Consider the following 14,584-nt stretch of genomic DNA (forward strand, 5'->3'; position numbering starts at 1 on the left):
AGAATGGACGGGTTGCATGAACAGTTTGGTTGGAGTGCCATGTCGTCTCTCGTCGGTCTTGTAAAAAGCTGCTATCACGGGCTCAACAACATGATCCGCCGCTCTCGTGGCGAGGACATGCGCTTCTACGCAGACGGTTTTCCCATCGACGCGTGGATGGACAAGTCCTACGACGAGTGGTTTCATGCGCACAAGGCGGGGGAGGCCGAGCTCGCGCGTCAGCGTGAGGCGTGGGTCGATTTCTCCATCCAGCCCACGTTCAGTTTCATCGTGCCCCTCTACAAGACTCCTTCCGAGTACCTTCACACGATGGTCGATTCGGTGCTCGCACAGACGTATCCGAACCTGCAGCTCGTACTGGTAAACGCCAGTCCCGAACTCGAGGCGCTGAGTGCGGAGGTTGCTGCCTATTGCACGCAGGATGCTCGCATTACCGTCGTCGACCTGGAGGATAACCTCGGCATCACCGAGAATACTAACGCGGGCCTTGAGGTTGCCGCCGGTGAGTTTTGCTGCTTTTTGGACCACGACGATGCCATCGAGCCTTCGCTGCTTTTCGAGTACGTATCTGCCATAAATGAAAACCCTGAGATCGACGTTCTGTATTGCGATGAGGATTTAGTTTGCCGCGACGAGAAACGAGGGGGTTTTAAGCACCTGCACCCCCTGCATAAGCCTGCATATGCGCCCGAGCTTCTGCTCTGTAAGAACTATATTGTTCATCTCATGACTATCCGGCGGACCCTGATCGACTCGATGCCCAAGCCTGATCGTCGCTATGATGGAGCGCAGGATTACAACATGGTCGCGTATTGTGCGGGTCACGCTCGTGCCGTCCATGGGGTGCAGAAGGTTTTGTACCACTGGCGCATCAGTGACACGTCAACCGCTGCCAATCCCGATGCTAAGCCATATAGTCGCAAGGCATATCGTCTTTCGGCCTTTAATGAGATTGATCGCCGTGTGCCCGGAGGTCGAATCATCGCGTCAGGGGCAGTCAATATCCATAATGTTTGGCTGTCGGATCCGCGGGCATCCGCATCGGTGGTCATGCTTGCCTCGGACTCCTCGTTTGAGGTTGAGCGTACGCTCGAGTGTTTCAAGCAGACTCCTGCCGACTCCTTTGCCGAGCTAATCGTTGTCGGAGAGTGGTCTGATTGGCTTGCGTCTCTCTGCAAGCGGTTTGGCGCGAAACTCCTCGATGTTTCAGCGGATGCCTCTTGTTTGGCTCGTTACAACGTGGGTGCTGCGGCGGCGAGCGGAGACGGCCTTGTATTCTTTGATTCTCTGTGCACGTTCCTCACTCCCGAGCCACTGCGCCAACTTGCGGGTTGGTGCTCGATGGACGGCATCGGCATCGCTGCCCCGAAGATTCTCTATCGCAACGGGACCAACAAATCCTATGGCGTTGCGGTCACGTCCGAGCGCATCATGCCCATGTACCGTGGCTATGACGATGATTTCCCCGGTTACCAGTGCAATTTGCGCGCCATGCAAAATGTGAGCGCCGTGGGGCTTCAGGGCATGTGTGTGCGCCGCGACGTCTTTGGGCGCATCGGCGGCTTTGACGCGTCGTTCGGCGCCGAGGTCGGTGCGGTCGATTTGTGTCGCCGCGTGCTCAACGAGGGTTTGCGTATCGTCGCCACGCCCACGGTCAAGATCGAAGTCGACGAGGCCGCTCCCGAGCGCCGATTCGATTGCGCTTCGAATGCTCCGGACTATCCTGCCGCTGACATTGCGCGTTTCGATGAGAAGTGGCCCGGCGTGCGTGCGGCGGGCGACCCGTACCTCAACCCCAATCTCGATCAATCCTCTAGTTACCAGCAGCTTCCTGCAAGGAGATAGCGAATGTCTGCGATTGACTTCAAGTTGATGAACGTCCTGCTCCACGTGGACGATCATGCGAAAGACGACCCCGCCCTGTATTACCGTGGTGAGCCCGAGGCAATCACATCTGGTGAGGCCGGGGCGTCCGCCCTGTGCGTCACCTCTCGTGTGGACTTCCTCACGTACGTGAACGGGATGTCTGCTCGCAAATGGCGGAAGTACGCGGGCTTGGACACAGCCTGGCTTCATATCGAGTTGTCCGGCAAGGGCGTGCTCGAGGTGCTCGGCGTTGCCGATGGTGCAGACGAGCCCCGCGCTTTGGAGACTCTAGATATCGACTGCGGCACCCCTACGGGATTCGACATCGAGGTTGATTTGACGGGGGAGGACCTGGTCGGTTTCGCACTGCAGGCCGATGAGGCGTCGCGCCTCGAGGTCGTTCGCGCCCATTACTTCGCGCGTGTCGATGAGGCACAGGTGAACGATGTCCGTCTGTCGCTCTCCACCACGACATTCAACAACGAGCGGTTCATTCTCCCCAACATCGACCTCGTCAAGGGGGCCGTTGCGGCGGAAGGAGAGCCAATCGCATCGAGGTTCCACATGTTCGTCGTGGACAATGGCCGCACGCTCGACGCTGCGGCTCTTACGGATGACATCGTCACGGTCATCCCCAATCCCAACGTCGGCGGCGCTGGCGGTTTTGCGCGTGGCATGATGGCCGCAACCGAGGAAGAGGGCGCCTTTACGCACGTCCTTCTCATGGATGACGACGTGCGCATCCTGCCCGAGAGCATTCTGCGCACCTTCAATCTCCTCTCCCTTGCGAGGGGACGCTACAAGGACGCGTTCCTGAACGGCGCCATGCTCTCGCTCGAGGATCCCGCACGCCAGTTCGAAGACGTGGCGCGCGTTATCAGCAGCGGCAAGTACGTCAAAATCAAGGACGATTACCGCGTGGACGAGCTCGCCGACGTGATTGCGAACGAGCGGGCCGATGTCGAGGTCGAGCAGGCATATGGAGCTTGGTGGTACAGCTGCATTCCCGTTTCCGCGATTCGCGAGAACGGGCTGCCGCTTCCCCTGTTTGTGCGCTGCGACGATGTGGAATTCGGTATTCGAAACAATCCGGTGTACATGACCATGAACGGTATCTGCGTGTGGCATGCGAGCTTTGAGGGCCGTTGGCGCGCCTCGGTGGACTGCTATCAGTTCACGCGCAACTTCCACGTGCTCACCGCCGTGCACGACTGCGCTTCCGAGCGCCTCGCGGTCACGCGTTTGAAGCGCAACGTGCGCCAGAATCTGCGCGATATGGATTACGGTGCCGCCGAGATGTTGCTCCAGGGTTTTGAGGACTACCTGGCAGGTCCTGAGTTCCTCATGCATGCCGATGGCGCCGCCCTCATGAAGGAGCACGCTGCCTTTAACGAAAAGCTCACGCCGGTGGGGGAGATGGATCCCGAGTTGCTCACCCGCGCGGGCGTGACCGAGGATGTGCTCTCCAGCGTTGATTTGATTGTCCGCGTTCCCACATGGTTGAAGATCTGGCGTTCCGCTCCATACGACAAGCATTATCTGCCCGATTTCCTATTGCGTGACGAACCGAGCTATCTGGTGAAGTACGGCCCTGGCACGATTGAGGGTTCGTCGGTCGCTCGCAAGACCGTTGTGTGCTTGGAGCCCACGCGCAAGAGCGCCTCCGTGCGTACCATGGACAAGGAGCGCTTCCGAGCGATTCGCGCCCGCGAGCGGGCGCTGCTTGCGCGCTGGCGCAAGGAGGGCGGCGCGGTGCGTGCGGCATATCGTGAGGCCATGCCCACGTTGACGTCGCGATCGTTCTGGGAGGGCTATCTCAAGGAGATGTCCGAGCGGGCCTAGCCGCAAGTCGCAACGACGAGCATGGCCACTTGACCGCGCTTTCGTCTATAATCATCCGTGCCGCTTCGATCGGCACGCACTTACGCGCCATTAGCTCAGCTGGATAGAGCACCGGACTTCTAATCCGATGGTCGAGGGTTCGAATCCCCCATGGCGCACCCGCAGACTGGAAAAGACCCTGTCGTCGAGTATCGGCAGGGTCTTTTTTCTATTGCGTGGTGGTGAATGGTCGCACAGGGCAACTCGATTTCCGTGTTCTATCAGGCCTTTTGTGGAATCGTGGAGAAACGTCACGAAGGCGGTCTTCCTCTGCTTTCAAACTCACTCCCCAATTTTGCTCAAACGTATTACAATGGGTCTGTCGTGTTTATGAGCACGTTCGGTTTTACCGCTCGTGCCACTTTAAAGGAGTCAGTTATGGTTTCTGATAAGGCTACGCTCGTTAACCCGCAGGGTCTCCACATGCGTCCCGCCGGCCTCTTCGCCTCCACCATGGGCAAGTTCGCCTCCGAGGTCACCGTTGTCGCCCCCGACAAGGAGGTCAACGGCAAGTCCCCGATGGCCCTCATGGCCGCCGGCATCCCTTGCGGCACCGAGGTCGAGGTCAAGTGCGACGGCGCTGACGAGAAGGAGGCCCTCGCGGCCGCCATCGAGCTCATCAAGAGCGGTCTGGGCGAGTAGTTCGCGCGTGAGCCTTGTCTTGATGGCAAACATCTAATCTCATAGGTGTAGATTGGCAGGCGTCCTCGCGATACGTGGGCGCCTGTGTTTTTGTTCCCCGTGCGCACGGATGGGGAATAGGAGAGAGGAAACGTAATGTACCAGGGAGTTAACGCTTCTGAGGGCATCGGCATCGGCACCGTCATGGTGGCCGTCGATCCCGACCTGACCTTCGAGCCCCGCGAGGTGTCCGACACCGCCGCCGAGAAGGAGCGCTATCAGGCTGCTCTGGCCGTCTTCTGCGAGAAGACCCAGGCCCAGGCCGACCACATGAAGGTCGCCGTGGGTGAGAACGAGGCCGAGATCATGGCCGGTCACATCATCCTCGCCCAGGATCCGGGCATGACGGACGCGATCAGCGGCGCCATCGATGGCGGCGCTTGCGCCGAGCAGGCCCTGGTGGACGCTTCCACCATGTTCGAGAACATGTTCCTCTCTATGGACGATGAGATGTTCCGCCTCCGCGCCGCCGACATTGCCGACATCCGCACCGGCATCCTTGCCGAGCTGCTGGGTGTCGAGGTCGTCGATCTCTCCGTCCTGCCCGAGAACACCGTCGTCGTCGTGCATGACCTGACTCCGTCCATGACCGCGACCATCGACAAGGAGCATGTCGCCGGCATCGTTACCGAGACCGGTGGCCGCACCTCCCACTCCGCCATCATCGCCCGCGCGCTGGAGATCCCGGCCGTCCTGTCCGTGGCAAACAGCTGCTCTGCGCTGCGCAACGGCATGACTGTCATCGTCGACGGCTCCAAGGGCGTCGTCATCGCCGAGCCTGAGGACTCCGTCATGGCCGATTACCAGGCTAAGGCACAAGCCTTTGCCGAGGAGAAGGCCGCTCTCGAGGCCTTCCGTGGCCAGGAGACCGTCACCGCCGACGGCATCAAGAAGATCCTCGCCTGCAACATCGGCAGCCCCGAGGACGTCGCCAACGCTCTCGAGCACGACGCCGAGGCCATCGGTCTGTTCCGCTCCGAGTTCCTCTTCATGGACGCCGCCGAGCTTCCCTCCGAGGAGGAGCAGTTCCAGGCTTACCGTAAGGTCGCCTCGGCCCTCAAGGGCGCCCCGGTCATCATCCGCACCCTCGATGTGGGCGGCGATAAGGAGATTCCCTACCTTCACATGGAGAAGGAGGAGAACCCCTTCATGGGCTTCCGCGCGGTGCGCTACTGCCTCGAGAACGCCGATCAGTACAAGGTCCAGCTCCGCGCTCTGCTGCGCGCCGGCGCCTTCGGTGATGTCAAGATCATGATCCCGCTCGTCACCTGCGTCGAGGAGGTTCGCGCCGTCAAGGCTCTCGTCGAGGAGTGCAAGGCCGAGCTCGAGGCCGAGGGCTTCCAGTACGATGCCAACATCGAGGTCGGCGTCATGATGGAGACCCCTGCCGCCTCCCTCGTCGCCGATAAGCTGGCCGAGGAGGCCGACTTCTTCTCCATCGGCACCAACGACCTCATCGGCTACACCATGTGCGCCGATCGTGGTAACGATCACATCTCCAACCTGTACCAGGTCTACTATCCTTCCGTCCTCCGCTCGATCAAGAACATCATCGAGAACGGCGTGAAGGCCGGCATCATGGTTGGCATGTGCGGCGAGGCTGCCGCCGATCCGCTGCTTGAGCCGCTGCTGATCTCCTTCGGCCTGGAGGAGTTCTCCATGTCCGCGCCGAGCATCCTGCGCGCCCGCAAGACCATCTCCCAGTGGACCAAGGCCGAGTGCGACGAGCTCGCCGAGAAGGCGCTCGCCTGCTCCACCGCTGCCGAGGTCAAGGAGCTGCTCGAGGCTGCCGCTCGCTAAGCTTTGCTTGCCGACTGCGCGTCCGCTCTCGCGGGTGGGCCGCAGTCGGCATCTTTGCGTGTGACGATAAAACGATTTATCACTAATGGTCTCGAAATTGTTTCCCAATTTGCGCTACGCTGTATAAAGCAGTGTGTCTACTTAGGAGGTTGTATGTTTTACACTCTGACCGCTAATCCCGCTGTCGACATGACGGTCGCCGGTCCGACCCTCGTTCCCGATGAGAACGTCCGCGCCAACTCCGCCAGCTACACCGCCAACGGCAAGGGCCTCGACGTGTCCTTCGCCCTCAAGAAGTTCGGCGTCGACTCCGTCGCCCTGGGCTTCTTCGGTGGCTTCACCGGCAAGTTCATCGTCGAGGAGACCATGAACCTTGGCTGCCTGTGCCGTCCCGTCTGGATCGACGGCGTCACCCGTATCTGCGCTTACATCAACGATGGCGAGCACGAGTACGGCGTCCTCAATCCGGGTGCCCCGCTTACCCCTCAGTATGAGGAGGAGCTCTACAACATCCTCGACACCAGCACCGGCATGGACTGCCTGGTTGTCTCCGGCTCCGTGCCCCCGCGTGCCTCCAAGGACTTCCTGGATCAGGTCATGGATCACGCTCAGGCCCGCGGCGCCGACGTTGTGCTGGACCTCTCCTCCGACAAACTCAAGAGCCTCGCTTCCAAGAAGCCGCTGCTCATCAAGCCGAATCACCACGAGATGCGCGAGATCTTCGGCGTTCCGGTGAACACCGATGACGAGGTCCGCGTTGCCATGAAGATGGCTCACGACGCGGGCGTTCAGAACGTCCTTCTGACTCGCGGTAGCCGTGGTGACGCCTACTTCTCCAATGGCGAGGACATCTGGTACGCCAAGCGTGAGTTCAACATCAAGCTCGTTTCCTCCGTCTGCGCCGGCGACTGCACGCTGGCGGCGTTCCTGCTCAAGTGGTACAAGGATCGCGATAACGTCGAGGAGGCTATGAAGCTCGCTATGGCCACCGGCGCCAACGTCGCCGAGAGCGTCGGCCTGGGCGACTTTGGTCGTGTCGACGAGTACTCCAAGCGCGTCACCGTCCGCAAGCTCGAGCGCAAGTAACGATCGTCCTCTTTGGGATGCGTTTCGCCGCCGGTCCATTCGTGGGCCGGCGGCTTTTTGCGACGGGAGTTCCACTTGGGGACAGGTACAAATTGAGACGTTCGCCTGTGGGGCTTGTGCGAACGGAATGTCTCAACTTGTACCTGTCCCCAAGTGAGCGCTTTGGGGTGCGGGGCTCGTGGCTCGGGTTGGTATACTGAGGCGCAGATTATGAGGAGGACTATGCAGCATTCGACCGATATCGTTTTCGCCGGTGAGACCCTGATGGGCTCCAAGCCCAGTGCCGCTTCCTTGACCGTCTTGTCTGCGCTTGAAGGAGCCGGGCTCGAGGCGTGGATCGTGGGCGGTTGGGTGCGCGACGCCCTAATGGGCGCCCCGGGGCACGATATCGATATCTGCTGCAGCGGATCGTGGGAGGAAAGCGCGGCTGCCCTGCGTTCTCGCGGCATCGCGGTCGTGGAATCGGGCGTCAAGTTCGGTGGTATCACGGCCGTGGTGGATGGCGAGCGAATCGAAGTCACGGCATATCGGCTTGACGGCTTTTACACCGATGGTCGTCATCCGGAGAACGTTCAGCGTGCAACGTGCGTCGAAGACGACCTTGCTCGTCGTGACTTCACGGTGAACGCCATGGCTTGGCATCCTGCCCGAGGCCTGCTCGACTGCTACGACGGTCGCGGTGATTTGGAGCGTCGTCAGATCTGCGCGGTGGGTGAACCCCGCCGCCGTTTTGAGGAGGACGCGCTGCGCATGTTGCGAGCGGTGCGCTTTGCCTGCCGACTCGACTTTGCCATGGAGCCTGCCACGGCGCAGGCCCTCGCCGAATGTGCGCCGTTGCTCGACCAGGTCGCTCGTGAACGCGTCGGCATCGAGCTCGAGGGAATCCTCGTCACCCGCCATGGTGGTGATGCGCTTATCCGTTATCCCGAGCTCATGTGCGCCGCCATTCCCGAACTCGCTCGCATGCGCGGTTTCGATCAGCGCACGCCTTACCACGCCTTTGACGTGTACGACCATACCGCTCGCGTCCTCACGGTCGCTGGTGAGTTGTCGCGTTTCCGCATCGATGGGGGCGATCCGAGCGCACCCCCGTCGCCTTCGCTCATGTGGGCGGCGCTCTTGCACGATATCGCCAAGCCCGATTGCTTTACCGTTGACGAGCGCGGTCGTGGGCATTTCTATGGGCATCCCGAGGCGGGTGCCAAGCTTGCTGAGAAGATCATGCGGCGCCTGTCGTGTTCAAACGACCTCATCCGCGACGTGAGCCTGTTGATCCACGACCATGATCGCCCCTTGGACCCCGATCGCATCAGCCTGCTTCGCCAAATGCAGCGGTTCGCGCGTTCCGGTGTGGACACGGCGCGGCTCATGGGGGAGCTGCTCGATCTCAAGCGCGCCGATACACTCGGCAAGGCATCGGGGTGTTTTTACTACGTCGAGGAAATCGAGCGCATGCGCGAGATGTGCCGCGAACTGCTCGCGAATCGCGAGGCGTACAGCATCAAGACGCTCGACCTGGCCGGCTCCGATCTGATCGCGCGCGGTATGGCGCCCGGTCCGCGCATCGGCGAGGCCCTCAACCGCGCGCTCGAGGGCGCGATCGTCGGGGCCGTTGCCAACGAGCGCGAGGCGCTCTTGGCGTATCTGGGGTTTTAGAGTCACATGCGCTTTCGAGCGCGACGAATACCTAGATAATGTACTATTGTCGCCGATTATTCTCAGGCGCCGCGTAGGAGGCGCCGCCGATTGAAGGGAGGCGCTCATGCATTGCGCCGTCACCCGTCGCTCTCTGCTGTCCGCTTCGATGTTTGCTGCGACCGCTTCGCTGGTGGGGTGTGGTGCCGACGCCGCTTCCCAGGGTTCGGCGCAAGACCACGATGCTTCAAAGAGCCAAGTCATCGTTGCCATGAACGCCACGAGCGAGCCCGCCGCGGGCTTTGACCCGCTTGTGTCCTGGGGTTGCGGCGAGCATGTACATGCGCCCCTCATTCAGTCCACGCTCGTCACCACTGCCGACGACCTTTCGATCGTCGGCGATTTGGCAACGGAGCACTTCTGCTCCTCAGACGGCCTGGTGTGGACCTTCACCATCCGCGACGATGCGGTCTTTTCGAACGGCGAGCCTCTGACCGCCTCCGATGTTGCTTTCACCGTCAACGGCGTGATTGAGAGTCCCGCCTCTGAGGCCGACCTCTCCATGGTGGAGCGGGCCGTCGCGGTGAGCGACACGGTTGTGGAGCTGCATCTTTCGAAGCCGAACAACACGTTGCTCTATACCCTGGCGGTGCTCGGCATTGTTCCCGAGGCATCGTATGGAGATGATTACGGGCACAATCCCATTGGGTCCGGTCCCTATGTCCTCAAGCAGTGGGATCAGGGACAGCAGGTGATCTTTGAAGCGAACCCCGGCTATTACGGCGAGGCGCCCGTCATGGAGCGGGTCATCGTCGTATTTATGGACGAGGACGCCGCGCTTGCCGCCGTGCAGAAGGGCGATGTGGATATCGCCTATACCTTCGCGACCCACGCCGATCGCACGTTCGACGGTTATGAGCTCACAGCATTCAAGACGGTCGACTCGAGAGGCATCTCGCTTCCGTGCATCCCGGCGGGAGGTACGCGCGTGCTCGAGGAAGATGTCGCGTACCACACGGGCAATGATGTCACATGCGACGTCGCGGTGCGTCGCGCCATCAACCTGGCGATTAACCGTGAGCAGCTCATCGACAACGTGCTGAACGGCTATGGTCGCCCCGCCTTTTCCGTGGGCGATGGCATGCCGTGGTCGTCGCCCGATATGCGCGTCGAGTGCGATATCGATGCGGCCAAGGTCCTGCTTGACGAGGCTGGCTGGAAGCCCGGTACCGACGGTATCCGCAAGCGCGACGGCGTGCGCGCCGCGTTCGACCTGTGGTATTCCTCGGATGACTCGGTTCGCCAGGCGACGGCCCATGAAGTGGCCAATCAGCTCGCCGAGCTCGGTATCGAGGTGAAGCCGCAGGGCGGTAGCTGGGACGAGATCTACCCGCATCAGTTCGAGCAGCCGGTCCTGTGGGGCTGGGGTTCCAACGCGCCCGTCGAGGTGTACGAGCTCAACTACTCCACCGGGTGGGGTAATTACAGCTGCCGCGAGAGTGCGGTCACTGATGCGTACCTCGACCAGGCGCTCGCTCAAACTGACGTCGAGGCCTCCTACGAGTATTGGAAGAGGGCCATGTGGGACGGGACGGAGGGCCCCGCTCCGCAGGGAGATGCCTCCTGGGCTTGGCTTGCTAACGTCGACCATCTGTATTTCAAGCGCGAGGGTCTCGTGGCTCCGCAGGGCAAGGCGCAGCCACATGGCCATGGTTGGTCTCTGCTGAACAATGTTGCGTCCTGGACCTGGAAGTAGCCATGGCGCGATTCGCCGCGAGGGAGGCCGTCCGATTTGCCCTGCTGATGTTCGTTGTCAGCTTTGCCACGTTCACACTCGTGGCCCTGTCACCCATCGACCCGGTTCAGGCTAATGTGGGACAGCAGGCCCTGTTGGGCATGAGCGAGGCAAAACGCGCTCAGCTTGCGGCGCACTGGGATGTGGGCGTTCCGTTGCTGGAACGCTACGGCACATGGCTCGTGGATGCCCTGCATGGCGATTGGGGCACGAGTCTTCGCTTCAACGCGCCCGTGCCCGCAGTGGTGGGGGAGCGGTTTGCGAGTTCTGCCGCACTCATGCTCATAGCTTGGGCGCTTTCGGGCATTCTGGGCGTGGCGCTCGGGATGGCAGCTGGAGCTTCAAAGGGCTCCCGGGTTGACCGCGTGATCCGCTGGCTGTGTCTTGCGCTGAGTTCGACTCCGGCGTTTTGGGTCGCGATTGTGGCCCTGATGGTGTTCTCCGTGTGGCTCGGATGGTTCCCCCTGGGCTTTTCGATGCCCATCGGTGCCGATCAGGCTACGGTTTCGTTCGCCGTTCGCGCTCATCACCTCGCCCTGCCCGCGCTCGTGCTCGCGCTGACCGGAGCCCCCGGCATCGCACTCCATACGCGCGAGAAGGCGATCGAGGTCATGGAGAGCGATTGCGTGTGCCTTGCGCGCGCACGCGGGGAGTCTACGCGCTTCATCGCGTTGCGACACGGGCTGCGCAACATCGTTCTGCCGGCGCTCACGCTGCAGCTCTCCTCGGTTGGCGAGCTCGTTGGCGGTACGGTCTTGGTCGAGCAGGTGTTTTCCTATCCCGGGTTGGGGCAGGCGGCCGTCACGGCGGGTTTGGGCGGCGACGCCCCGCTTCTCGTGGGCATCGCGCTCTTCTGTGCGGTCCTCGTGTTCGCTGGCAATCTGCTTGCCGATGTGCTTGCGCGTGTTGTCGATCCCCGCGTCGGACGGGGGGTCGGCCATGTCGAGTGATAGAAACGTGCTACATGCTTCGGGGGCCCGGCGCGATGCACGCGAGTCGGGGGCCTGCCGTGTGCTGCATGCCCCACAGTCTCGGTGCGACAATCGCACGCGCCTCCTGCGCGCCGGCTTGTTCGGCCTCATCGTGTTCTCATGCGTTATGGTTTGTGGCGGTCTGGTCCATGACGTCGCGCAGGTCGCCGATTTTTCGCAGAAGATGCTTCCGCCTTCTTTCGAGCACCCCTTCGGCACGGATCAGCTCGGTCGGGATATGCTCGCACGCACCGTCGCCGGTCTCGCGACCTCGCTTTCGATTGGTCTCGTGGCGGCGGTGGCGTCCACGGTCATCGCGCTGTTGTTGTCGGTCGCCGCGGCGATCGGTGGCCCGCGCGTCGACGCGATTGTTGCGGGCTTGATCGACCTCATATCCTCGGTGCCGTATCTCGTGTTGCTCATCCTCATCAGCTGCGCCGTGGGGCGCGGACTCGCGGGGGTGACGATCGGCATGGCGCTCACGCATTGGCCCAGCCTTGCCCGCGTTCTACGTGCCGAGATGCGCTCCGTCCTTGCGCGTCCCTATATTGCGCAGAGCCGCTCTCTCGGCGTCGGCGCTTGCCGCATCGCGATGGCGCATTTGCTTCCCGCCGTCATGCCGCAGGTGCTTGTCGCTGCGATTCTGGCACTGCCCCATGCGGTGTTGCACGAGTCGTCCATCACGTTTCTCGGCTTTGGCTTGTCCCCCGATGAGCCTGCCCTCGGTGTGATCCTGGCCGAGGCGATGGGGTATCTCACCGCCGGTGCCTGGTGGCTCGCACTGTTTCCCGGTGCGGTGCTCGCCCTGAGCGTGATGCTGTTCGCGCATGTGGGCGAGCTTGCCCGTTCGGTGCTCGACCCGCGTTCGATGCAGGAATAGGGGGTTCCGTGGACGAGATCAAGCACGGTCCGCATGGGGCCGCGGAATACCATCATCACCATACACATGCTGCGGACTCCCAGCACGTGGGATCGCACCATTTGTTGACGGTGGAACATTTGACGGTTACATATCGAATGTACGACCCGCGGGCGCGCTTTTGGCGTCCTCGCCGGGCATATCACGACGTTTTGCGTGATTTGACGCTCTCGGTGCATGAGGGCGAGATATTGGCCCTTGTCGGGGCGAGCGGCTCAGGTAAGTCGGTGCTGGCCGACGCCCTTATGGGCCTATTTGATGCAAACGCGGTCGCGAGCGGCGAGATGTGGTTCGACGGTAGCCGCGTTGCCCCTGGAGATCTCGGCAGCTTGCGCGGACATGGGATTTCGTTGGTTCCTCAGGGGGTTTCCTCTCTCGATCCATTGATGCGCGTTGGCGAGCAGGTGCGCGGTGAGGCCCGAGGGGCCGACCGCCGCGCGCGGAGGGAAGATACCCACCGCCGGATGGTCCGTCAGCGGGAGCTTTTCGAGGCATACGGGCTTGCGTCGGAAGTCGAGCGGATGTACCCGCACGAACTGTCCGGCGGCATGGCGCGTCGCGTGCTGCTCATGTGCGCGCTCATGGAGGAGCCGAGGTTGCTTATAGCGGATGAGCCGACGCCGGGTATGGATGATGAGTCCGCAGCCGTCGCCGCGCGCGATCTTCGGGCCTTCGCCCAAGACGGTGGTGGCGTGCTGCTTATCACGCATGACCTCGATTTCGCGCTGAGCATCGCCGATCGTTTGGCGGTGTTTCGCGAGGGGACTGTCGTGGAGGAGACATCCGTTTCGGCGTTCAGGCGCGCAGAGGCGCTCAGGGACCCGTATGCGCGTGAATTGAGTCGTGCTTGGATCAGGCTCCACGAGGACGACAATTGGGCTTCTGGGGCGCTTTGTGACGCTTGTGGCAAGCAGGGTGGTGACGGGTCGGTACTCGTCGCTCGAGAGCTTGCTTTTGCCCGTCGGAATGGCGGCGCAGTGTTCGCGGGGGTCGACGTGGACCTTGCGCCCGGTGCCCGCTTGGCGCTGCGCGGTGCGTCTGGCGCCGGCAAGACGACGCTTTGCCGCGTCCTGGCCGGCCAGCTCATGCCGAACGCGGGCGTCGTGCTGGTGGACGGCGAGCCCATCGGAGATGGATGGGGGCAGCGTGCGGGTCGGCGGTTCCGGGCTGAACGACCGTTCCGGGCGGATGGGCCGTTCAAAGAGGGCCGATCGCACCGAACGGGTCGCGCGTGCCCGGTGCAGCTTGTCTCGCAGCACCCAGAGGAAGCGTTCGATCCCGCGTTGAGCTTGCGCGCGTCTCTTGCCGAGGCAGGGGATGTGGACGGGCCGAGGGCCGGTCACTTGATGCGTATCTTCTCGGTGGAGGGGGAGTGGCTGAGCCGGCGGCCCCACGAGGTCTCTGGAGGCCAGCTGATGCGCGTCGCGTTGGTCCGCGCCCTCATGGCGTCTCCGCGTGTGCTCATTTGCGATGAGTCGACGGCCTCGCTCGATTTGCTTTCCCAAGAGGAGATCTGGCGTGCAGTGGTTGATTGTCAGGAGTCTGAGGGGTTTGGGTTGATCGTCGTCTCACATGACTCTTCGCTGGTGGAGCGCCTGGCAACTGAGGAAGCGTGGCTCGAAAACGGACACCTCGTTCGCAATTCGTCCACAAATTAAAATTTCTCAAATTGGGGCTTGCATAGACCGAATCGTTTCCGTATAGTATTTCCTCGCGTTGAGGCATGACGCACATCACTTTGGGATGTCGTCTAATGGCAGGACAGCGGATTCTGGTTCCGTCAATGGGGGTTCGACTCCCTCCATCCCAGCCATTGTGCGCTGTGTTTTGTCGCTTTTGGCCCGTTCGTCTAGCGGTTCAGGACGCCGCCCTCTCAAGGCGGAGATCACCGGTTCGAATCCGGTACGGGCTACCAAGAGTTTCCGAGGCACTCCGAGCCTCATTACATAT

Annotated in this window: 10 protein-coding genes and 3 tRNA genes; all 13 read left to right on the forward strand. The window is 61.8% G+C overall.

The window, feature by feature from the left end:
• Positions 1 to 39 precede the first annotated feature (39 nt).
• The 13 genes from AOBCEHNH_RS02460 (at position 40) to AOBCEHNH_RS02520 (ending at position 14,549) form a co-directional block, all read left to right on the forward strand.
• Complete coding sequence (locus AOBCEHNH_RS02460; RefSeq protein ID WP_193221153.1) at positions 40 to 1,845, forward strand: glycosyltransferase; 1,806 nt, start codon at positions 40 to 42, stop codon at positions 1,843 to 1,845.
• A gap of 3 nt (positions 1,846 to 1,848) precedes the next feature.
• Positions 1,849 to 3,708: a glycosyltransferase gene (locus AOBCEHNH_RS02465; protein WP_152063024.1), complete on the forward strand. Its 1,860-nt coding sequence runs from the start codon at positions 1,849 to 1,851 to the stop codon at positions 3,706 to 3,708.
• 84 nt (positions 3,709 to 3,792) lie between these two features.
• Positions 3,793 to 3,866: transfer RNA gene (locus AOBCEHNH_RS02470), tRNA-Arg, on the forward strand.
• Between the two features lie 259 nt (positions 3,867 to 4,125).
• On the forward strand, positions 4,126 to 4,389 hold the full coding sequence (locus tag AOBCEHNH_RS02475; protein WP_039910275.1) for an HPr family phosphocarrier protein: 264 nt from the start codon (positions 4,126 to 4,128) through the stop codon (positions 4,387 to 4,389).
• Positions 4,390 to 4,524: 135 nt separating this feature from the next.
• Positions 4,525 to 6,228, forward strand: a complete 1,704-nt coding sequence (ptsP, locus tag AOBCEHNH_RS02480) for a phosphoenolpyruvate--protein phosphotransferase (RefSeq protein WP_152063025.1) — start codon at positions 4,525 to 4,527, stop codon at positions 6,226 to 6,228.
• A gap of 153 nt (positions 6,229 to 6,381) precedes the next feature.
• Positions 6,382 to 7,314: a 1-phosphofructokinase family hexose kinase gene (locus AOBCEHNH_RS02485; protein ID WP_006722778.1), complete on the forward strand. Its 933-nt coding sequence runs from the start codon at positions 6,382 to 6,384 to the stop codon at positions 7,312 to 7,314.
• A gap of 222 nt (positions 7,315 to 7,536) precedes the next feature.
• Complete coding sequence (locus AOBCEHNH_RS02490) at positions 7,537 to 8,970, forward strand: CCA tRNA nucleotidyltransferase (protein WP_226803210.1); 1,434 nt, start codon at positions 7,537 to 7,539, stop codon at positions 8,968 to 8,970.
• Between the two features lie 106 nt (positions 8,971 to 9,076).
• Positions 9,077 to 10,705 carry an ABC transporter substrate-binding protein gene (locus AOBCEHNH_RS02495; RefSeq protein ID WP_152063027.1) on the forward strand — a complete coding sequence of 543 codons (1,629 nt, stop codon included), beginning with the start codon at positions 9,077 to 9,079 and terminating at the stop codon, positions 10,703 to 10,705.
• 2 nt (positions 10,706 to 10,707) lie between these two features.
• Positions 10,708 to 11,694, forward strand: coding sequence for an ABC transporter permease (locus AOBCEHNH_RS02500; protein WP_152063028.1), 987 nt, complete (start codon positions 10,708 to 10,710; stop codon positions 11,692 to 11,694).
• Positions 11,684 to 12,595, forward strand: a complete 912-nt coding sequence (locus AOBCEHNH_RS02505) for an ABC transporter permease (RefSeq protein ID WP_226803212.1) — start codon at positions 11,684 to 11,686, stop codon at positions 12,593 to 12,595. Before AOBCEHNH_RS02500 ends, AOBCEHNH_RS02505 begins: the two co-directional genes overlap by 11 nt.
• A gap of 137 nt (positions 12,596 to 12,732) precedes the next feature.
• Positions 12,733 to 14,292 (forward strand): ABC transporter ATP-binding protein, encoded by a 1,560-nt coding sequence (locus tag AOBCEHNH_RS02510; protein ID WP_226803278.1) that lies wholly within the window; start codon positions 12,733 to 12,735, stop codon positions 14,290 to 14,292.
• Positions 14,293 to 14,373: 81 nt separating this feature from the next.
• Positions 14,374 to 14,447, forward strand: a tRNA-Gln gene (locus AOBCEHNH_RS02515).
• Between the two features lie 25 nt (positions 14,448 to 14,472).
• Positions 14,473 to 14,549, forward strand: a tRNA-Glu gene (locus AOBCEHNH_RS02520).
• The last annotated feature ends 35 nt before the right edge of the window (positions 14,550 to 14,584 follow it).

The sequence above is a fragment of the Collinsella intestinalis genome (assembly GCF_902501455.1).
Classification (GTDB): Bacteria; Actinomycetota; Coriobacteriia; order Coriobacteriales; family Coriobacteriaceae; genus Collinsella; species Collinsella intestinalis.

What these genes read in the sequence shown, in the direction of transcription:
- AOBCEHNH_RS02485 (WP_006722778.1), top strand. Translation starts at nt 6,382, where the DNA reads ATGTTTTACACTCTGACCGCTAATCCCGCTGTCGACATGACGGTCGCC.
- AOBCEHNH_RS02490 (WP_226803210.1), top strand. Translation starts at nt 7,537, where the DNA reads ATGCAGCATTCGACCGATATCGTTTTCGCCGGTGAGACCCTGATGGGC.
- AOBCEHNH_RS02500 (WP_152063028.1), top strand. Translation starts at nt 10,708, where the DNA reads ATGGCGCGATTCGCCGCGAGGGAGGCCGTCCGATTTGCCCTGCTGATG.
- ptsP (WP_152063025.1), top strand. Translation starts at nt 4,525, where the DNA reads ATGTACCAGGGAGTTAACGCTTCTGAGGGCATCGGCATCGGCACCGTC.
- AOBCEHNH_RS02510 (WP_226803278.1), top strand. Translation starts at nt 12,733, where the DNA reads ATGTACGACCCGCGGGCGCGCTTTTGGCGTCCTCGCCGGGCATATCAC.
- AOBCEHNH_RS02460 (WP_193221153.1), top strand. Translation starts at nt 40, where the DNA reads ATGTCGTCTCTCGTCGGTCTTGTAAAAAGCTGCTATCACGGGCTCAAC.
- AOBCEHNH_RS02465 (WP_152063024.1), top strand. Translation starts at nt 1,849, where the DNA reads ATGTCTGCGATTGACTTCAAGTTGATGAACGTCCTGCTCCACGTGGAC.
- AOBCEHNH_RS02505 (WP_226803212.1), top strand. Translation starts at nt 11,684, where the DNA reads ATGTCGAGTGATAGAAACGTGCTACATGCTTCGGGGGCCCGGCGCGAT.
- AOBCEHNH_RS02475 (WP_039910275.1), top strand. Translation starts at nt 4,126, where the DNA reads ATGGTTTCTGATAAGGCTACGCTCGTTAACCCGCAGGGTCTCCACATG.
- AOBCEHNH_RS02495 (WP_152063027.1), top strand. Translation starts at nt 9,077, where the DNA reads ATGCATTGCGCCGTCACCCGTCGCTCTCTGCTGTCCGCTTCGATGTTT.